Here is a 23,027-nt window from a genome sequence, read left to right as displayed (position 1 = left end):
CCGGACAACCCCCTAGCCCCCCTAGCTGGCCAGGCATTAGGGGCTTGACACCCGGTGGCGGTCAGGAGAATTGGCGCCGCGCAATTCCGCCGCACCTTTCCGCCCTTTCCACAATGGCACACCTGGGGGTCAGCGGCCGAGTTCCTGGTCGATGAGCGAGAGGAATTCGTCGTCATCGGCGGCGTCCAGGTCGCCTGCGGGCTCGGCCGTGGCCGCCCCGTCCCAGCCAGCCAGGAACGACCGCAGCCGGACGGCGAGCTTGATCCGGGTCAGCCCGTCCGGGGCCGCGCCAGCGAAGGCGGACTCCACCGCGTCCAGCTCGGCCAACAACGCGTCGACCCCGGTGGCCGGGCTGAGCTCGGCGCGCAGGTGCCTGGCCAGCTCGGTGGCGGTCGGGTAGTCGAAGGCCAGCGACGAGGGCAGCGCGAGGCCGGTCGCCGCGACCAGCTTGCCGCGCAGCTCGACCGCGGTGAGGGAGTCGAACCCGAGGTCCCGGAAGGCCCGGTTCGGGTCGACACCGGTGTAGCCCAGGACTTCCGCGACGGCAGCGGTGACCAGCGCCAGCAGCGTCGCGTCCCGATCGGCCTCCGAGAGCCCGGCCAGGCGTTCCCGCAGGTCGCTGTCGACCGGTCGCGGGTCGTTCGGCAGGAGCTCGGTGAACAGGGTTCCGGAGCGGGCGGTGTGGAAGGAGTCGGCGAACCGGGGCCAGTCGACATCGGCCACGGTCACGGTCGGCACGCCCGCGTCCAGTGCGGCGCCGAGGGCTTCGAGCGCTTCGGCGGGGTCGAGGGCGGTGAGGCCGCGTTTGCCCAGGTAGTCCTCGGATCCAGCCGCCATGCCCGCGCCTGCCCACGGGCCCCATGCCACCGAGGTGACGGGCTTGCCCTCCGCATGCCTGCGGTGGGCGATCGCGTCCAGTGCGGCGTTGGCGGCGGCGTACGCGGCTTGGCCTCCGCTGCCCCAGACCCCCGCGATGGACGAGAACAGCACAAATGTGTCCACAGTGGCCAGTTCGTCCAGATGCCGCGCGCCGGTTGCCTTGGCGCGCAGTGCATCGGCGATCGTGTTGGCGCCGAGGTCGACCAGGTCGGCGACTCCGGCGACGCCTGCCGCGTGGACGATGGCGGTCACCGGGTGGTCCCGCAGCACTTGCCGGACCGCTTCCTCGTCACCGAGGTCGCAGGACACCACGTGGACACGGGCGTCGATGCTCTCGACCAGTTCAGCGATCCCGGGCGCGTCCGCTCCACGGCGGCTGACCAGGACGAGTTCGTCGGCGCCTCGGTCGACCAGCCAGCGGGCGACCTCGATGCCCAGTGCGCCGGTGCCGCCGGTGACGAGGACGGGTCCGGTGGGGCGCCATGTCTTGGCGGGCAACAACTTGGTGCTTGTCAGGCGCCTTGCCCGGAGTTCACCGTTGCGCACGGCCACCTGGTCTTCGGTTCCCGCCAGGGCCGCGATCACGCCGGGGCCGTCGCCGTCGATCAGACCACCCCAGCGTCGTGGCCGTTCCAGCGCGGCGACCCGGCCGAGGCCCCAGAGTTGAGCCCGCTCGGGGTCCGTGGCCTCGCCGTCGATGGACACGGCGCCTTCGGTGACGCACCAGATGGGAGCGCCGTCCCGCTTGAGCAGGTCGACGGTGTCGTTGAGGCCCAGCAGGGACACGATCCCGGCGAGCCCGTCGGCCTCTTCGGTGACGACCTCGGCGCCGTGGGATTCGAGGAGCTTGCCGATGCCGCGGGTGTCGTCACCCAGGACGGCCCAGGTTCCGTTGAGTTGGGTGTTCGGGGCCGCGACGGGTGCCCAGGTGATGCCGTAGGTGAGGTCGTCGACGCGGGAACGCTTGGCCGCCAACGGCCAGAACCGCTGCCGGTCGAACGCGTAGGCGGGGAGCGGGACTTGCCGTCCGCCCGCCACGAGCGGCCGCCAGTCGACGTCAACGCCTGCCTCGTGCAGCCGTCCGACTGCCGCGAGCACCGTCTCCCGCTCGCCCTTGCCCGCTCGCAGCGCCGTCACGGCGACATCGGCGTCGGTACCCACCAGCGCGGTCAGCACGCCGTCCGGACCGAGTTCCAGGAACCGGGTGACGCCGCGTCGTCGGGCCTCGGCCACCGCGTCGGTGAAGCGGACCGGCTCGCGGACCTGGCGGACCCAGTAGTCGGGGCTGCTCAGGTCGGCATCGGGGTGAACGGTGGAGATGACGGCGCGGTGGCCGGGCACCAGGGTCAACTGGTGCACGATCGCGCCGAACTCCGGCAGCATCGGGTCCATCCGGTGCGAGTGGAAGGCATGCGAGACAACGAGTCGCTTCACCCGCCGCCCCTCGGTCGACCAGCGCTCGGCGAGGGCGTCCACCGCGTCCTCGTCACCGGAGACCACGAGTGAGCGCGGGCCGTTGACCGCCGCGAGGGCGACACCTGGCGGCAAGTCGATCTCGTGCGGTTCGGCCTCGACCGCGAGCATCGCGCCGCCGACCGGGAGGGCCTGCATCAGACGACCACGGGCCGCTACCAAAGCACACGCGTCATCGAGCGACAGGACTCCGGACACGTGGGCCGCGGCGACCTCCCCGATCGAGTGTCCGATGAGGACATCCGGCGCGATCCCCCACGACTCGACCAACCGGTAGAGGGCCACTTCCAGGGCGAAGATCGCAGCCTGGGCGTGCACGGTGTCGTCGATCGCGTTGTCGTCGAACGAGAGCTGTTCCCGGATGTCGTCGAAGGCTTGGGCGAACACGGGGTAGGCCCGGAGTTCGCGTCCCATGCGCGCTCGTTGCGATCCTTGACCGGTGAACAGGATCGCCAGTCCGCCATTGCCTGCCTGGCCCTTGTCAGCCACTGCACGCAGGCCCGTTGCGAACTCGTCCGCGTCGGCGGCGATGACCACGGCCCGGTGCGGGAGCTTGGCGCGATCGAGCAACGACGCGGCGACGTCCAGCGTCGGCTTGGTGCCCAGCAGTGCCCGCGCCTGGCCGATGAGCGCCTCGGGTGACGCGGCGGAGAGGACGAATGGCACCGGTTCTTCCAGCTCCACCTGGGAAATGGCGGCCGCGGGGTAGTCCTCGACGATCACATGGGCGTTGGTGCCGCTCACGCCGAAGGACGAGATGCCCGCTCGGCGCGGTCGGTCCGCGGGCCATTCTCTCGGCTCGGTGAGCAGCGCGACGTCGCCGGTGGACCAGTCGACCTGGGCGCTGGGTGCGTCGACGTGCAGCGTCTTGGGCAGTTCGCGGTGGCGCATGGCCATGACCACCTTGATGATGCCCGCGACACCGGCGGCGGCCTGCGTGTGCCCGATGTTGGACTTCACCGACCCGATCCACAGCGGCTCGTCCCGGCCCTGGCCGTAGGTGTTGAGCAGCGCTTGCGCCTCGATCGGGTCACCGAGCGAGGTGCCGGTGCCGTGCGCCTCCACAACGTCCACATCGGACGTCCGCAGGTGCGCGTCGGCGAGGGCGGCTTCGATGACCCGTTGCTGCGCGGGGCCATTGGGTGCGGTGAGCCCGTTCGACGCCCCGTCTTGGTTGACGGCCGTACCACGGACCACGGCGAGCACCCGCCGACCGGCCTTCAGCGCGTCGCCCAACCGCATCACGACGAGGACGCCGACGCCCTCACCCCAGCCCGTGCCGTCCGCCGCTGCCGCGAACGCCTTGCACCGCCCGTCCGGCGCGAGCCCCCGCTGCCTGCTGAACTCGATGAACGCCCCCGGCGTCGACATGATCGTCACGCCGCCCGCCAGGGCCATGTCGCACTCGCCACCCCTGAGCGCCTTCGCCGCGAGGTGCAGCGCCACAAGACTGCTGGAGCACGCGGTATCCACTGTCAGCGCTGGGCCCTCAAGCCCGAAGGTGTAGGCGATCCGTCCGGAAAGGACACTGGCCGCGTTCCCGGTCCCGATGTGCCCTTCCAGCTCGGGCTTGCCCACCAGCAGGGCCGGGTAGTCCTGCCCGTTGGTGCCCGCGAACACCCCGGTCCTACTGCCCTTCAGCCCCCGGGGGTCGATCCCGGCGTCCTCGATCGCGGCCCACGAGGCTTCCAGCATGAGCCGCTGCTGCGGATCCATCCCCACCGCCTCCCGCGGCGAGATCCCGAACAACGCCGCGTCGAACTCGGTGGCGGTGCTGAGGAACCCGCCGACCCGCGCGTACGAGGTCCCCACCCGCTCCGGGTCGTCGTCGAACAACCGCCCGAGATCCCACCCCCGGTCGTCCGGGAACCCCGCCATCCCATCAACCCCATCCCGAACGACCCGCCACAACCCCTCAGGCCCCTCAGCACCCCCCGGCAACCGACACGCCATCCCCACGATCACCACGGAGTCCTCATCCACCCCATCCCGCAGCCCCGTCGGTCCTGCCACGGCAGCGCCAGTCGCGCCGCCGCCACAGGCGACTTCGACGGCCTCGAGCCCGGCACGGTTGGGTTCGACAGCGGCGAGGCCGGGTTCAGGTGCCTCCGAGATGGACACGGGCGATCCCGGAGAGATGTCCAGGGCCACCCCATCGGGCGACTTGCCGGGCTCGTCCACCCCCGGCTCGCGCGCGCCCGCCCGCGACGGCAGCCCCCACCCACTCCGGGGGGCGGCCCTGGTCCAGTCTACCGGCTCCGTGGGGTTGGGGGAAGGGTCGGCGGCGGGCTGTGGATGGGTGGTGGGGTTGTGGATAACCAGGGTTTCCAGGTGGGCGGCCACGGCGGCGGGGGTGGGGTAGTCGAAGACCACGCTTGCGGGTAGGGGGTGTGCGATCGCGGCCGCGAGGGAGTTGCGGAGTTCGAGGGCGGTCAGGGAGTCGATGCCGAGGTCGCGGAAGGCTCGGTCGGGGGCGACGGTGGGGTGGCCGAGGATGGCGGCGGTGTGGGTGATGACCAGGTCGAGGAGGTCGCGGACGGGTTCGGGGGTGTGGTGGCGGGTGGGGAAGTCCTCCAGGAGGGGGCTGGTGGAGGTGAAGTTGGGCCAGTCGACGTCGGCGATCGTGATGGTGGTGTCGGCTGCGGACAGGGCCGTGGCGAGAGCGGTCAGCGCGCGGCGGGGGGCCAGTGGGCGCAGGCCGCCCCGGCGGAGGCGGGTCGAGACGTCGGCGGCCATGCCCGCGCCGGACCACGGGCCCCAGGCGACGGACAGGCCGGGCAGGCCCCTGGCGCGGCGCGACTCGATCAGGGCGTCGAGTTCGGCGTTCGCGGCGGCGTAGTTGCCCTGGCCAGCGCTGCCGATCACCCCGGCCAGCGACGAGAACACGACGAAGGTGGTCGCCGCAACGGCCAGCTCGTCCAGCCATCGGGCGGACTTGGATCGCAACACTGCGTCCAGGCGCGGTTTGGTGAGCGCGTCGAGCACTCCGTCGTCAACGGTGCCCGCCGCGTGGAACACCGCCCGCACCGGGTGCTCGGCGAGCAGCCGCGCAACGGCGTCCCGGTCGGCGACGTCGCACGCAACGATGCTCACCGAGGCGTCCAGACCGGCAACGAGCTCGGCGGCCCCAGGAGCGTCCGGCCCCCGGCGGCTGACCAGGACCAACTCCGTCGTACCCTGCTCGACCAGCCACCGCGCCACCTCCGCGCCCAGCGCCCCCGTCCCGCCGGTCACCAGGACCGGACCATCCGGCGACCACGTCCCCCGGGCACCCACAGCGGCACGCCGCAACCTACGCCCGAACACCCCGGACGCTCGGACGGCGACCTCACGCTCGTCACCGGCGAGTACCGCCGCGAACCGCCGAGCCGCACGCCCCGTCAACTCCGCGGGCACGTCCACCAGGCCACCCCACCGCCCGGGAACCTCCAGCGCGGCCACCCGCCCCAGCCCCCACACCCGGGCCTGCTCCGGGTCGACGGACTCCCCGTCGACAGCGACCGCGCCCCTGGTGACGCACCACAGCGGCGCGGGCAGGTCCGCCTGGACCAGGCTCAGCACGTCCTCGACAGGCACCAGCGCCACCACGCCGTCAAGCCCGTCGACCACTGGCAGGGCGCCCGCCGCGGCCGACACGATCTCCACCCCGGCCAGCGCACCCGCGATGTCGTCCGGAACCGCGCCATCAGGCGTGATCACCAGCCAGCGCCCCGAAACGACGTGCGAGGTGTCGACGAGCGGCCGCCAGGTGACCCGATAGCGCCAGGAGTCCACAGTAGAGCGTTCGCGGTGGTCGCGGCGCAGTGCCGTCAGCATCGGGAGCACGGCCGTCAACTGCTCGCGCTCACCTTCCGAGACCCGCACCGCCCCCGACTCGACAGCGGCCCAGAAGCCGTCGTCAGCGGCGACCGCCTGGTCGAGCCAGTACCGCTCCCGCTGGAACGCGTACGTCGGCAGGTCGATCGGAACCGCGCGCCCCAGGATCGCGGTCCAGTCGACCCGCGCCCCGCTCACGTGCAGGTGCCCCACGGCATCCACTGTGGACTCGACCTCGTCGCGCCCACCTCGCAGAACAGGCACGGCCGGTGCCGCGACGGTCTGCTGCACCAGGGCGGCGAGCACGCCATCCGGACCGAGCTCCAGCCAGGTGCCCACGTCGACCGACCGCACCGCGTCGGCGAACCGGACGGTCTCGCGGACCTGCCGCACCCAGTACTCCGGGGTCGCCACGTCGCCCACCGAGGTCAGCGCGAGCGGGATCTCCGGTCGCCGGAACGCCAGCGTCTCGACGACCTCGGCGAACTCGCCCAGCACCGGGTCGACCAGGTGCGAGTGGAACGCGTGCGAGACCGAGAGCCGCTTCACCCGGCGGCCGCGGTCGACCAGCAGACTGTTCAACAATTCTACAGTTGAACAATCCCCGGATAGGACAAGTGAACGATCCGAGTTCACCGCCGCCAGATCGACCCCCGCCGGAAGCCCCTCGGGGAACTCGGCGGCCAACTCGGCCTCGGAAGCCTCGACCGCGAGCATCGCCCCACCGGGGGGCAGTGCCTGCATCAGCCGCGCGCGGGCGGTGAGCAGTACGCAGGCGTCGTCCAGCGAGAGCACCCCGGCGACGTGGGCGGCGGCCAGCTCGCCGATCGAGTGCCCGACGAGGTGGTCGGGCCGGATGCCCCACGACTCCACCAGCCGGAACACCGCGACCTGCAGGGCGAACAACCCGGCCTGGGCGTAGGCCGTCTGGTCCAGCAGCGCACCGTCACCGAACGCCCCAACACCGAACACGACATCGGCGAGCGGCTCGTCAAGCGAGACCCGCGCGCACACCGCGTCGAACGCCGCCGCGAACACCGGGTACGCCGAGTACAGCCCCCGGCCCATCCCCACCCGCTGCGATCCCTGCCCGGTGAACAGGAACCCCAAGCGCCCATCCCCGGCGACACCCCGCACCAACCCCGGTGCCGGACGATCGGCGATCAACGCCTCCAGCGCCGCGGCCCCCGTGACCACCGCCCGATGCGACAGGTCGGCTCGACTCGCAACCAACGCGCGCGCGACCGCCGTGTCCGGGTAGCGCCCTGCAAAGTCCTTGAGCCGCAACGCCTGCGCCCGCAGCGCCTCCGCACTACGACCCGAAACCACCCACGGCAGCACAAGGTCCTCGGCCTCGACAGCCGGATCGGCGCCCGGGTACTCCTCAAGGATCGTGTGCGCGTTGGTCCCGCTCACCCCGAACGACGACACAGCCGCACGCCGGGGCCGGTCCACCTCGGGCCACGGCCGCGACTCGGTCAGCAGCGATACCGCCCCAGCACCCCAGGTCACGTGCGAGGACGGGGCGTCAACGTGCAGCGTGCGCGGCAGCACCCCGTGGCGCAGCGCCAGCACCATCTTGATCACGCCGCCGACACCGGACGCCGCCTGCGCGTGCCCGATGTTCGACTTCAGCGACCCCAACCACAGCGGCTCGTCCCGGTCTTGCCCGTAGGTCGCCAGCAGTGCCTGCGCCTCGATCGGATCACCAAGCCGGGTACCGGTCCCGTGACCTTCCACAGCATCCACATCGGACTCGGTGAGTCCGCCCGAGGCAAGCGCCGCCTTGATCACCCGCTGCTGCGACGGGCCGTTCGGTGCTGTCAACCCGTTCGACGCCCCGTCGGAGTTCACCGCGGATCCGCGCACCACCGCCAGCACCCGGTGTCCATTGCGGAGTGCATCGGACAGCCGCTCCACCACGAGGACACCGACGCCCTCCGACCAACCCGTGCCGTCAGCCGCGTCAGCGAACGCCTTGCACCTGCCGTCCGCCGCCAACCCGCCCTGGGTGGCGAACTCCGCGAACACCGCTGGCGACGGGATGACGGTCACGCCACCTGCCAACGCGAGGTCGCACTCACCATCCCGTAGGGCCCGAATGGCCCAATGCAGGGCCACGAGGCTGCTGGAGCACGCGGTGTCCACAGTGACCGCGGGGCCTTCAAGCCCGAGCGTGTAGGCGATCCGTCCGGACATGACGCTGTTCGCGGTTCCCGTCAGGAAGTGGCCCTCGATCTCGGCGGGCAGTTCCGCGCCTGTCCCGTACCCCGAGTTCGAGGCGCCGACGAACACGCCGGTGGCCGATCCCCGCAACGACAACGGGTCCACGCCCGCGCGCTCGAACGCCTCCCAGGCCGTCTCCAGCACGAGCCGCTGCTGCGGGTCCATCGCCAGCGCCTCGCGCGGCGAGATGGAGAACAGGTCCGCGTCGAACTGGGTTGCCGTGTCGACGAATCCGCCGCGGCGGGCGTAGGTGACGTCGGCGCCGAGGTCCCAGCCGCGGTCGGTGGGGAAGTCCGCGATCGCGTCGGTTCCCTTAGTGACCAGGTCCCACAGGTCCTCGGGAGAGTTCACGCCACCCGGGTAGCGGCACGCCATGCCGACGATCACGACGGGATCCGTCGTGTCGCGCGTCTGGACCAGTTGTGCGGACTTGGGCTTCTCCTCGGCGAGGAAGCTGATCAGGTATTCGGCGAGGGCCCGCGCGGTGGGGTGGTCGAACACGGCGGTCGCCGGGATCGCGATGGCGGTGGTGGTCGCCAGCCGGTTGCGGAGGTCGACCGCCGTGAGCGAGTCGAAACCGAGTTCCTTGAACGGCTTGCCGGGCTCGATGGTCGTCGAGTCGGGGTGACCGAGCGCGTCGGCGGCGTGCTTGCGGACGAGGGCGAGCACGGACGCCAGTCGCTCCTGAGTGGACAAATTGGCCATGGTCGACGCCCACGAGCTGTGCGTCGGCGCGGAGTCGGCGGGTACGAACTCGGCCAGCAGCGGGCTCGGCCGGACCGAGGTGAACGCCGGGATGAAGCGTTCCCAGTCCACATCCGCGATGACCACAGCGGTGTCGCCGCCGTCGAGGGCGTCACCCAACGCGGACAGGGCGCGGTCGGGGCGCATCGGGGTGAGGCCGCGTCGACGCAGGTAGTCGGATGCGGAACCGGCGGCCATCCCGGTCGACCAAGGCCCCCAGGCGAGTGACGTCGCTCGCCTGCCTTCGGCCACTCGGTGTTCCGCGAGCGCGTCGAGGTAGGCGTTCCCGGCCGCGTAGGCGGACTGGCCGCTGCTCCCCCACACCCCCGCGATGGACGAGAAGAAGATCAGGTGCGCATCCGGGGCCAGTTCGTGCAGATGGCGGGCGCCGAGCACCTTCGCGCGGGTCACGTCGGCGTACGCGGTCGGATCCGCGCTGATGAGCGGGGTTCGGGTGTCGACGCCTGCCGCGTGGACGATCGTCGTCACCGGGTGTCGGGCCAACAACGCGGAGACCGCGTCCCGGTCGGCGATGTCGCAGGTCTCCACATACACGGGGACGCCCAGGTCAGGGGCCGTGCCGCCGCGCCTGCTCACCAGGACCACCTCGGTCGCGCCCCGGGTGACCAGCCACCGCGCCACTTCCAGGCCGAGTGCGCCCGTGCCGCCGGTGATCAGGACTGGTCCGTCCACTGTCCACTGTTGCCGGTGCCCCAGGGGCGCCCGTCGCACCCTTCGCGCCACGGCGCCGTTGGGCCGCAGGACAACCTGGTCCTCCTTGCCGCCCAGCACTGCCGCCACGCGCGCATCGGCACCGGCGGGCAGATCGATGAGCCCGCCCCACACCTGCGGCATCTCGATCGCGGCGACGCGACCGACACCCCAGACCTCGGCCGCGTCGACCCCACCCCGGGTCACGGCCCACACCGGGACCGTCGCTTCCGCCACCACGCGCAGGAGCCCGGGTGCGTCGACCTCGACCACCAATCCGTCAGCGTCCGCAACGTCATCGACAACGGTGACACCCGCCGACTTCAGCGCGGCTGCGACGTCCGCCGCGCCCTGGACAGCCCACTTGCCTGCGGTGACAGAGCCATCGTCAACCGGCGCCCAGTCGACCTGGTAACGCCAGTCCTCAGTGGACTCGATTCGCCGCCGGGGCTCCAGCCAGTACCGACTGCGCTGGAACGCGTAGGTCGGCAGGGCAACCCGCCGCCCGCCCCACTGGGCGAAGACAGCGGACCAGTCAACGGCGACACCCCGTGTCCACGCCGTCCCGACTGCCCGCACCAGTGCGGGCACCTCGTCTCCCGGGCGCACTGCCGGAGCCGTCACCGCATCGTCCACGCTGTGGTGCACCAGTGCGGACAGCACCCCACCTGGCCCGACCTCGACGAACGTCGCCGCGCCCGACTCGCGCACCGCCTGGCTGAACCGGACTGTCTCCTGCACCTGCCGCACCCAGTACTCCGGCGTGCTCGGGTCGCCAGCAGCAGTGCTCACCAGGGGAATCGTCGGCTTGGCGAACGACAGCCCGGCCACGACCTGCCGGAACTCGCCCAGCATGGGGTCCATCAGGTGCGAGTGGAACGCGTGCGACACCACCAGCCGCTTCACCCGGCGGGATTGTTCAACAAACCTACGATCCAACAGTTCGACAATCCCACGATCCCCCGATACGACAATCGAACGATCCGAGTTCACCGCCGCAAGATCCACCCCGGCAGGCAGCCCCTCGGGGAACTCCAAGGCCAGGTCAGCCTCGGAGATCTCCACCGCCAGCATCGCCCCGCCCGAGGGCAGGGCCTGCATCAAGCGGGCACGGGCAGCGACCAGAGCGCACGCGTCATCCAGCGACAGGATGCCGGAGACGTGAGCCGCGGCAACCTCACCGATGGAGTGCCCCACGAGGACGTCCGGCCGCACGCCCCAGGACTCCAGCAGGCGGAACAGCGCCACCTCGACGGCGAACAGGGCCAACTGGGCGTTGCCGGTCTCGTCGATGGCTTCGTCCGAGTACGGCAGCCGAGCCCGGATGTCGTCGAAGGCGGCCTTGAACGCCGGGAAGACCCGCAGCTCCTGGCCCATGCCCGCCTGCTGCGACCCTTGCCCGGTGAACAGGAACGCGACCCGCCCCCGGGAGATCACCTGCCCCTCGGCCCCGATGAGTGCCGTCCGCAGCTCATCCGTGGTCGCACCCACCACGACCAGTCGGTGGTCGAGATCAGCCCGCCCGCTGACCAGCGACAACCCGACGTCGACCGGGTCCAGCTCAGCCGAGTGCGCCGCCAGCCGCGACGCCTGCGCCCGCAGCGCGTCAGCGGAGGCCGCCGACAGCACCCACGGCACCACCGGATCGGCCGCGCGAGGCTCGGCGACCGCCACCGGATCCGGCCCCGCCTGCTCGATGATCACGTGCGCGTTGGTGCCACTCACCCCGAACGACGACACCCCGGCCCGGCGCGGCCGCTCCACCCGGGGCCACGGCCGCGACTCGGTCAGCAGTGACACCGAGCCCGCGGTCCAGTCGACGTGCGGCGTCGGTTCCTCGGCGTGCAGGGTGCCGGGCAGCACACCGCGCCGCAGGGCCTCGACGACCTTGATCACGCCTGCGACACCCGAGGCTGACTGCGTGTGACCGATGTTCGACTTCACCGAGCCCAACCACAGCGGCTCTGCCCGGTCCTGCCCGTAGGTCGCCAGCAGCGCCTGCGCCTCGATCGGGTCACCGAGAACGGTTCCCGTACCGTGCGCTTCCACCAGGTCCACATCGGACGGGGCCAGGCCGCCGACCGCGAGGGCCGCCTCGATCACCCGCTGCTGCGACGGCCCGTTGGGTGCGGTGAGACCGTTGGAGGCGCCATCGGAGTTGACCGCCGTTCCCCGCACCACCGCGAGGATCTCGTGCCCGTTGGCGACCGCGTCCGACCGCCGTTCGACCACGAGGATCCCGACGCCCTCGCCCCAGCCGGTCCCGTCGGCGTCGGCCGCGAACGAGCGGCACCGCCCGTCGACCGACAATCCCTTCTGCCTGCTGAACTCCGTGAAGATCCCCGGCGTCGCCATGACCGTCGCGCCACCGGCCACCGCGAGCGTGCATTCTCCATTCCGCAGCGCCTGCACGGCCAGGTGCAACGCGACCAAGCTGCTGGAGCACGCGGTGTCCACGGTCAGCGCCGGACCTTCGAGCCCGAAGGTGTAAGCGAGTCGGCCGGACGCCACGCTCGTCGCGATCCCGGTCAGCGAGTGCCCCTCGGACGGCCCGCTGTCCAACCCGTACAGCGAGGTCGCCACGCCCATGAACACACCGGACTTGCTGCCGTGCAACGACATCGGGTCGATGCCCGCCCGCTCGAACGCCTCCCACGTGGTCTCCAGCAGGAGACGCTGTTGCGGGTCCATCGCGGCCGCCTCACGCGGCGAGATCCCGAAGAGCCCGGCGTCGAACTCGGTTGCCGTGCTGACGAACCCGCCTGCCCGCGTGTAGGTGGTACCCAGGCGCTCGGGGTCCGGGTCGTACAGCGCGTCGAGGTCCCATCCCCGGTCGCGTGGGAACTCGCCGATGGCGTCCACTCCGGACACCACCAGGTCCCATAGCTCTTCCGGCGACCCAACGCCGCCGGGGAACCGGCAGGCCATGCCCACGATGACGATGCCGTCCGCGCTGGTGTCGACCGCGCGGACCACGGCCTTCTTGGCCGCCGGTCGGGTTTCCGAGAGGAGGGCCGCGAGCGCCACCGGGGTCGGGTGGTCGAACACGACCGTCGGTGGCAGGCGCAGGCCGGTGGCCGAGTTGATCCGGTTGCGCAGTTCGACGGAGGTGAGTGAGTCGAAGCCGAGGTCCCGGAACGCCCGGCGCGGGTCGACCGCGTCGGCGGACGCGTGGCCCAGGACCGCGGCCACGTGTTCCCGCACGAGGTCGAGCGCGTTGTCCGAGGTCAGTGCCAGAGCCTTCGCACGCCGTTGCGCGCCAACGGTCATCCCCCGCAGGAGCGGATGGGCTGACCGGGCGTCAACTCGCATGGGGAGGACGTGCGCTTGCGGGAGAGTCCGGGCGCGGTCGAACAGGGCCAGTCCGTCCTCAGTGGACAGCGCGGTCCCCAGCCGTTCACGGTCAGCGGCGGTGAGGCTCGCCGTGATCCCACTGGCTTCCGCCCAGAGGCCCCACGCCAGCGACACCGCGTTCTTGCCTTGAGCGCGAAGCTGGTGAGCCAGGGCGTCCAGGTAGGCGTTGGCGGCCGAGTAGTTGGCCTGGCCTGGGGTGCCGAAGGTGGCGGAGGCCGACGAGTAGAACGTCAGTGAGTCGAGTTCGAGGCTGGCAAGGACCCGCGCCGCGTCGGCCTTCGGCCCGAAGACGGTCTGCAGGCGGTCCGGGGTCAGGTCGGTGATCAGGCCGTCGTCGGCGACACCGGCCGCGTGGATCACATCAGTGGGCTGGTACTCGGCGATCACCTCGGACAACGCGGTCGGGTCGCTGATGTCGCAGGACACGACGGTCACGTCCGCGCCCGGCAACTCCTGACTCGCCTGCCCGCTCCGGGACACGAGCACGAGCCTGCGAACGCCTTGGTCGACCAGGTGGCGCGCCAACGCCGACCCGAGCACGCCGGTCCCGCCGGTGATGAGCACTGTGGACAGTGGGCGCGGGATGGTGAAGACGTTCTTCCCGACGTGGCGGCCCTGCCCGAGGTGCCGGAACGCCGAACGGGCGTCACGGATGTCCCACGCCCTGGTCGGCAGCAGCCGGAGTCCACCGTGTCCGAAGAGGGCGATCAACTCCTGGAGCATGGCCTGGAGGCGGTCCGGCCCGGCTTCACCGAGGTCGAACGCGCGGTAGGTCAGACCGGGGAAGCCAGCCGGGTCACGCAGATCCGCCTTGCCCATCTCGATGAACCGGCCGCCGTCGCCCAGCAACCGCCTTGAGGCGTCGATGTACTCGCCTGCCAAGGAGTTCAGCACGACGTCGAACCCGGTCGCGCCGAACTTCTGCTCGAACCCGAGGTCCCGCGAGGAAGCCAGGTCCTCGTCAGCGAGACCGGTCGACGGCCACTTGGCCGGGCTCGCCGTCCCGGACACGTGAGCGCCGAGGTGCCGGGCGATCTGGGTAGCCGCCATACCGACACCACCCGCGGCCGCGTGCACGAGGACGCGCTCACCCGCGCGCAGACCCGCCAGGTCGACGAGCGCGTAGTAGGCGGTCAGGAACGCCATGGGAACCGCGGCGGCCTCGGTGTACGACCAGGACTCCGGCATCGGCGCGACCAGCCGCCGGTCGACGACGGCGTGCGGGCCGAACCCGCCGGTGAGCAGCCCGAAGACCCGGTCGCCCTCGGCCAGGTCGGTTACACCGGCCCCGACCTCGACGACCACGCCCGCGCCCTCGGAGCCCATGACGGCCTGCTCGGGGTAGCTGCCGAGCGCGATCAGGACGTCCCGGAAGTTGATCCCCGCCGATCGGACCGCGACGCGCACCTCACCGGGGCGCAGCGGTTGGTCCGGTGTGGACAGTGCGGCCAGGTTCTCCAGCGTGCCACCGGTGGTGACGTCGAGGCGCCAGGGTTCGTCGGGAATGGCGATGCCCGGCTGGGCGCGGACGAGGCGGGACGCGAGAACCATGCCGTCACGCACGGCCAGCTGCGGCTCGTCCAGCGCGAGCACGCCCGCGAGGTCGCACCCCTGGGCGGCGTCGACCAGCACGAACCGGTCCGGGTGCTCGGATTGGGCCGAACGCACCAGGCCCCACGACGCCGCGGCCGCCAGGTCCGTGATGTCATCGCCGGGGAGCGCGGCCACAGCACCCGAGCTGACCAGCACGAGCCGCGGGTCGGGGTTGTGCCTGATCCACGCCTGCACCAGCGCGAGGGTGTCGGCGACGGTGTCGGGCATGGGGACGACGACATCGCGAACCTCGATGTCGGCGCTCGCCGCCACCGGAACCCAGTCCACTGTGAACAGAGCGTTGTCCAGCGATCGAGCCGACTTCGCCGCCACGCGCAGGGTCAGCGACTCGACACTGGCCACAGGCGCGCCGTCATCGTCGGTGACGACGATTCGAACCGCGTCAGGGGCGATCCGGGTCAGGTGGGCACGAAGGCGGTCTGCCCCGGCGGCGTGCAGCGTGACGCCGGTCCAGGCAAACGGAACCACGGGCTCGCCGCCATCGGAGTCCAGCGCCAGCGCGTGCAGCACGGCGTCGAACAGTGCCGGGTGCAGTCCGAACCCTTTGATGTCAACGGGAGCACTGACTTCGACGATCAAGCCCTGCCCGGTGCGGCGGACGGCGTGAATGCCTTGGAACGCGGGCCCGTAGTCAAGCCCAGCCGCGGCCAGCGCGGGGTAGAGGTCATCGACCGCGATGGGTTCGCCCGCCACGTCCGCAGGAAGGACCGGTTCAGCTCCGGCGGCGCCGAGGACACCGGAGGCATGGCGGGCCCAGGTCGTGCCGGTAGTGGCGTGGACGCCGAACGAACGGGTGCCGTCCGGAGTGGAAGCGGCGACGGCGACGTGTTCGCCTGCCACGTCCACAGGAAGGACCGGTTCGACTTCGGTGGCGCTCAGGGCACCGGAAGCGTGACGGGTCCAAGTGGCGTCGGTGGTGGCGCGGACGGCGAACGAGCCGGTGCCATCCGGGGCGGGGGCGGCGACGTGTTCGCCTGCCACATCCACAGGAAGAACCGGTTCGACTTCGGCGGCGCCGAGGGCACCGGAAGCGTGACGGGTCCAAGTGGCGTCGGTGGTGGCGTGGACGGCGAACGAGCGGGTGCCATACGGACTGGGGGCGGCAGCGATGTGTTCGCCTGCGACATCCGCGGGGAGGACTGGTTCGGCTTCGGTGGCGCTGAGGACACCGGAGGCGTGACGGGTCCAAGTCGTGCCGGTGGTGGAGTGGATGGCGAAGGAGCGGCTGCCGTCTGAGGTCGGGGCGGCGACGGAGAGTTGGAGGGTGGCGGGGAGGGTGAGGGGGGCCTCGATGGTGAGTTCGTCGAGGTGGGGGGTGCCGGTGGTGGCGCCTGCGTGGAGGGCGAGGTCGAGGAGCGCGGTGCCGGGGAGGACGACGGCGCCGTGGACGACGTGGTCGGCCAGCCAGCCCTCGGCGGGGAGGGTGCCGGTGAACAGGTGGCCGCCGTCGCCGAGGGGGGTGGAGCCGGTGAGCAGCGGGTGGTCGGCGGGCTGGAGGCCGGTCGGGGTGGGCTTGGGCCTGGCCCAGAAGTGGCGGCGCTGGAAGGCGTAGGTGGGCAGATCCGCCCCGGGCCCCCGGGTCGGCCACTGCACCGGCACACCGCGCGTGAACAGCGTGGCCAGCGCGTGGTCGAAGGTGTCGATCTCCGGCTTCCCGGCCCGCACCAGCGGCACGGCGCCCGCGTCCAGGCTCTGCCGCACGAGAGCGGTCAGCACCCCATCCGGCCCCAGCTCCACGAACGTGCCCACGTCGCCGAGCCCGCTGACCGCCTCGTGGAACCGAACCGTCTCCCGGACCTGCCGCACCCAGTACTCCGGCGTCGCCGGGTCCCCGGTCGAGGTGTTCACCAGCGGGATCGTCGGACTGGCGAACGACAGTTCCCGCACCACCTGCTCGAACTCGCCCAGCATCGGGTCCATCAGGTGGCTGTGGAAGGCGTGCGACACCACCAGCCGCTTCACCCGACGAGATTGTTCAACAAACCTACGATCCAACAGTTCGACAATCCCACGATCCCCCGATACGACAATCGAACGATCCGAGTTCACCGCCGCGAGGTCGACCCCCTCGGGGAGGCCATCGGGGAACTGCTGGCGCAGGTCAGACTCGGAGATCTCGACGGCCAGCATCGCCCCGCCCGGGGGCAGGGCCTGCATGAGCCGAGCCCGAGCTGACACCAAGGTGCAGGCGTCGTCCAGGGAGAGGATGCCGGAGACATGGGCGGCGGCTACCTCGCCGATGGAGTGGCCGACGAGGACATCGGCGTGGATGCCGAGCGACTCCAGGAGTCGGTGGAGAGCCACTTGGAGGGCGAAGATCGCGACCTGGGCGTTGCCGGTCTGGTCGATGGCGCCATCGTCGAACGACACCCGGGCCACGACCTCGTCGAACGCCGCCGCGAACACCGGGAACACGCGCAGTTCGCGCCCCATGCCCGCCCGCTGCGACCCCTGACCGGTGAACAGGTAGACCAGCTTCCCGTCCACCACCGACCCCTCGACAACGCCTCCGCCGCCCTCGGCCACCCGCCCCAGCGCGGCAAGATCGCCACCCGGCACGACGGCCCGGTACCCCAGCGCCGCCCGACCGTGGACGAGCGTGCGCGCGACCGCTTCCGGGTTGGTCGGGTGGTCCTCCAGGAAGCGCGCCAACCGCGCCGCCTGCTCCCGAACCCCCACCGCGGAACCGGCCGACAGCACCCACGCGGAAGCCACACCAGTTCGCGACCCGGGCTGCTTGTCGTCCACAATGGATTCGCGAGTCACCTCAGTGGCAGCACTCCAGTTGGGTCCGCCCGCCTCCAGCGACGACACCCCCGCCTCGACTGGCCCCGATCCCCCGGCAGTCAAGGCTTTCGCGCTCTCCGGGGCCGATTCCAGGATCACGTGCGCGTTCGTCCCGCTGACCCCGAACGACGACACGCCCACCCGGCGCGGGCCCGGCGTCCACGGCTGGGACTCGGTGAGCAGGGACACCGCACCTGCCGACCAGTCGACGTGCGCGGTCGGTGTGTCGATGTGCAGCGACATCGGCAGGACGCCGTGCCGCATGGCCTGCACCATCTTGATCACAGCGGCGACGCCCGCGGCGGCCTGGGTGTGACCGATGTTGGACTTCACCGAACCCAGCCACAACGGCGTCGCGCGGTCTTGCCCGTAGGTGGCCAGCAGCGCCTGCGCCTCGATCGGGTCGCCGAGCACGGTGCCGGTGCCGTGTGCCTCCACGGCGTCCACATCAGACGGTGTCAAGCCCGCTGCGGCCAGGGCGGAGAGGATCACCCGTTGCTGGGACGGACCGTTCGGCGCGGTGAGGCCGTTGGACGCGCCATCCGAGTTCACCGCCGAGCCGCGAACGACCGCCAACACGCGGTGCCCGTTCGCCACCGCGTCCGAGAGCCGTTCCACGAGCAGGACGCCGACGCCCTCGCCCCACGACGTGCCATCGGCCGCCTGCGCGAACGGCTTGCACCGGCCGTCCGCCGCCAGTCCGCGCTGGTGGGTGAACTCGACGAACGCACCCGGCGTCGCCATCACCGTCACGCCACTGGCCAGCGCGAGCGAGCACTCACCGTCCCGCAGGGCCTTCGCGGCCAGGTGCAACGCGACCAGCGACGACGAACACGCCGTGTCCACCGTGACCGCGGGACCCTCAAGCCCGAAGCTGTAGGCGATCCGTCCCGAGAGGACACTCGCCGTGATCCCCGTCGACAGGTATCCCGCCATGCCCTCGGAGGCCAGCGCGACCCCGGCGTAGTCCTGACCGTTGGTGCCCGCGAACACACCGACCGGCTCACCCCGGAGCGAGGTCGGGTCGATCCCGGCTCGCTCGAACACCTCCCACGTCGCCTCGAGGAGGAAGCGTTGCTGGGGGTCGAGGACGGTGGCCTCACGCGGGGAGATGCCGAACAGGTCGGCGTCGAACTCGGCTGCGTCGCGCAGGAAAGCGCCGCGCAGCGAGTGCGAGCTGGACCGGAGGGCGTCGAGGTCCCAGCCCCGGTCGGTGGGGAACTCGTCGACGACCTCACGGCCGTTGGCGACCAGGTCCCACAACGCCTCGGGTGAGTCGACACCACCCGGGAAGCGGCAACTCATGGCGATGATCGCGATGGGCTCGTCGGTCCGCGTGACGACCTCGGTCCGCGCTCGCGCGGTCTCGCCTCGTGCCTGGCGGCGGAGGTGTTCGGCAAGGGCTGTCGCGGTGGGGTAGTCGTAGACCAAGGACGCCGGGAGCCGCTGCCCCGTCACACTGACCAGCCGGTCCCGGAGCTCGACCGCGGTGAGCGAGTCGAACCCCAAGTCCTTGAACGGCTTCCGCGCGTCGACCGCGCCGGTGTAGCCGAGCACGGTGGCGACCTCGGCACGCACCAGGTCAAGAGCACCGCTGTCGTCCCACGTGGACTTCACCGCGACAGTTGGCGCGCTCCAAGGGAGAAGTCGACTTGGCCTTCCGGAGGTGAAGACGGCGGCGAATCGTGGTCCGTCGATGTCGACCACGGTGACGTTGGTGTCTCCCGCGTCGAGCGCACGACCCAACGCCGCCACCGCCCGAACCGGGGACATCGGCGTAAGACCACGTTTGCGCAGGTAGTCCTCGGCATCGGCGTCAGCGAGCATGCCCGAACCGGCCCACGGCCCCCAGGAGACGCAGGTCGCGGGTTTCCCTTGAGCACGCCGTTGAGCCGCGATGGCATCGAGGTGCGCGTTCGCGGCGGCATAGGCTGCTTGGCCGCCGCTGCCCCAGACGCCCGCGATGGAGCCGAACAGCACCAGGTGGGCATCGGGCAGAAGTTCGTGCAGGGTGGCAGCGCCGTCCGCCTTGGCGCGGGTGATCGCGGTGAACTCGTCCACAGTGGTCTCGGCGAGCGAGGTCGAGGCGACCACGCCAGCGGTGTGGAAAGCGGCGGTGACAGTGTGTTCGGCGAGCAGCGCGGTGAGCGCGTCGCGGTCGGCGACATCGCAGGCGATGACCTCGGCTCGGGTGCCGAGGGTAGCCAGTTCTCGCACCAGGTCAGCGGTTCCGGGCGCGTCGGGGCCGCGCCTGCTGGTGAGCAGCAGGTGCTGGGCGCCTCGACCCGCGAGCCACCGGGCGACATGGCCACCCAGCGCGCCGGTGCCGCCGGTGATGAGGACAGTTCCTGTTGCGCGCCAAGGCGTGCCGCTGTTCGCGGGAGCGGGGACCAGACGTCGGGCGTAGGTGGCGTCGCCGCGGAGGGCGACCTGGTCTTCGTCACCGGCGAGGACGGCGGCGAGCCGGGCCAGGTCAAAAGTGGCGTCGAGGTCGATGAGGCCGCCCCAGCGGTCGGGGTGCTCCAGGGCCGCCACCTGCCCGAGCCCCCAGAGTTGAGCGGCCGCAGGGTCGGTGACCGGGTCGGTGGGGCTCGTGGAGACCGCGCCTCGGGTGAGGACCCAGATCGGGGCGGTCGCGGTGCGCAGCAGGTCGATGACGGTCGCCGGGTCGGCGCCCGGGGCCACCAGGACGGCGGCGGGGTTGTCGCTCCTGGGCAGGTCAGCGAGGGTGGGGTCGTCGCCGATGACCTGCCAGCCCTGGTCACCGGCTGGCCTCGGGTGCACTGGGGACCAGTCGATCCGGTAGCGCCAGTCGTCGACCGCGGCCTCGGTGGAAGCCGGTGCGAGCCAGTAGTGGGCGCGTTGGAACGGGTAGACCGGCAGCGGCACACGTCGACCTCGCGGCAGGACCGCCGTCCAGTCCACCGGGACACCGACGACGTGCAGCCGCGCCACGGCGGTGAGCAGCGAGTCCGGCTCGTCGTGACCCGCCCGCAGTGCCGGTACACCGCCCACCAGCGCGGACAGGACTCCGTCCGGCCCGAGTTCCAGGTACCGCGTGCTCTCGTCCAGCCCGCCGACCGCGTCCGCGAACCGCACAGTCTCCCGGACCTGCCGCACCCAGTACTCCGGCGTGCCCGGGTCACCCGTCGATGTGGCCACCACCGGGATCGCAGGCGAGCCGAACGTCAACCCACGGACGACTCGCTCGAACTCGTCGAGCATGGGGTCCATCAGGTGCGAGTGGAACGCGTGCGAGACCGACAGCCGCTTCACCCGACGAGATTGTTCAACAAACCTACGATCCAACAGTTCGACAATCCCACGATCCCCCGATACGACAATCGAACGATCCGAGTTCACCGCCGCAAGATCAACACCCTCGGGGAGCCCCTCAGGGAACTCGACGGCCAGGTCAGCCTCGGAGATCTCCACGGCCAGCATCGCACCACCGGAAGGCAATGCCTGCATGAGCCGGGCACGAGCGGCGACCAGGGTGCACGCGTCATCCAGGGAGAGGATGCCGGAGACGTGCGCGGCGGCCACCTCGCCGATGGAGTGGCCGACGAGGACATCGGGACGGATGCCCCAGGACTCGACCAGCCGGAACAGCGCGACCTGGAGGGCGAACAGGGCGACCTGGGCGTTGCCGGTCTGGTCGATCGCGGAATCGTCGAACGGGAGGCGGGCGTGGAGGTCGTCGAAGACCTCCGCGAACACCGGGAACACCCGCAGCGCCTGCCCCATGCCCGCCCGCTGCGACCCCTGACCCGTGAACAGGAGCGCCAGATCGCCGTCGACCGCCGTGCCCCGGACAACACCAGGACCCGACTCCCCGCGGGCCACCGCGTCCAACCCGACGCGGCCGCCGACCACGACCGCCCGCTCGTCCAGCACGGCCCGAGTCGTGGCCAGCGACCACGCGATGTCCACAGCAGACTCTTCGACCGCCGCCAACCGGTCAGCCTGAGCCCGGAGCGCCTCCGCACTACGCGCCGACAGCGCCCACGGCGTCCCGGCGAGAACCGGCTCGACGGGCACCTCAGCCGGTTCAGCCGCGTACGACTCCAGGATGATGTGCGCGTTGGTCCCGCTGATCCCGAACGACGACACCGCGGCACGCCGGGGCCGGTCCACCTCGGGCCACGGCCGCGCCTGCGTCAGCAGCGACACCGCGCCGCGACCCCATGCGGCGTGCGGGGTGGGCGTGTCCACGTGCAGCGTCTTGGGCAGTGTCGCGTGCTGTAGCGCCAGCACCATCTTGATCACGCCTGCCGCACCGGAGGCCGCCTGCGTGTGCCCGATGTTCGACTTCAGCGACCCCAGCCACAGCGGCTCCACCCGGCCCTGCCCGTAGGTCGCGAGCAGTGCCTGCGCCTCGATCGGATCCCCGAGCCGGGTCCCGGTGCCATGCCCCTCGACCACGTCCACATCGGACGGTGACATCCCGGCGGACTCCAACGCCGCCCGGATCACCCGCTGCTGCGAAGGGCCGTTCGGCGCTGTCAGACCATTCGACGCGCCATCGGAGTTCACCGCCGACCCGCGCACCACGGCCAACACGTCATGCCCGTTGGCCACCGCGTCCGACAGCTTCTCCACGACCAACACCGCGACGCCCTCGGACCACCCGGTCCCGTCCGCCGCACCAGCGAAGGACTTGCACCGACCGTCGGCAGCCAACCCGTTCTGCCGCGCGAACTCCGCGAACACCGCGGTCGACGGCACCACGGTCACGCCACCCACCAGCGCCATCGAACACTCGTCGGCACGCAGCGCCTGCATCGCCATGTGCAAGGCGACCAGCGACGACGAACACGCCGTGTCGATGGTGACCGCGGGCCCCTCCAACCCGAGCGCGTACGCGACGCGCCCGGAGATCACACTGTTCGCCGTCCCCGTGAGCGCGTGCCCGGCGACTTCCTCCGGCAGCGCGACCCCGGCGCCATAGCCGGAGTTGGACGCACCGGCGTACACGCCCGTCGCACTGCCGCGCAACGAGTCGGGCGCGATCCCGGCGCGCTCCAGGGCTTCCCAGCTGGATTCCAGCAACAGCCGCTGCTGCGGATCCATCGCCACGGCTTCTCGCGGCGAGATCCCGAACAGTCCGGCGTCGAACGTGGTTGCGCTGTCGACGAATCCGCCCGCGCGGGCGTAGTCGACGTCGCTGACCAGGTCCCAGCCCCGATCGCCCGGGAACCCGGTGATGCCGTCGCCGCCGCGCGACACCAGGTCCCACAGCTGGTCCGGCGAGGTCACCCCGCCGGGCAGCCTGCAGGCCATCCCGACGATGGCGATCGGTTCCCCCGCGGCGGCGACCAGGTCCCGGTTCTGCTTGCGCAGCCGCTCGGTCTCCTTCAGCGACGCCCGCAGCGCCTCGACGATCTGCTGCTCACGGCTCATGCTGGACTCCACGGGTTCGC

1 protein-coding gene is annotated in these 23,027 nt (G+C 71.4%); it reads right to left on the bottom strand.

What is annotated here, in order from left to right; all coding sequences use genetic code 11:
* Positions 1 to 129 precede the first annotated feature (129 nt).
* Positions 130 to 23,007 carry a type I polyketide synthase gene (locus tag CLV68_RS34990; protein WP_246009732.1) on the bottom strand — a complete coding sequence of 7,626 codons (22,878 nt, stop codon included), beginning with the start codon at positions 23,005 to 23,007 and terminating at the stop codon, positions 130 to 132.
* Between the last annotated feature and the right edge of the window lie 20 nt (positions 23,008 to 23,027).

This window comes from Actinokineospora cianjurensis (assembly GCF_003663795.1).
Taxonomy (GTDB): domain Bacteria; phylum Actinomycetota; class Actinomycetes; order Mycobacteriales; family Pseudonocardiaceae; genus Actinokineospora; species Actinokineospora terrae.
This window is presented reverse-complemented; position numbering and strand designations above follow the sequence as displayed.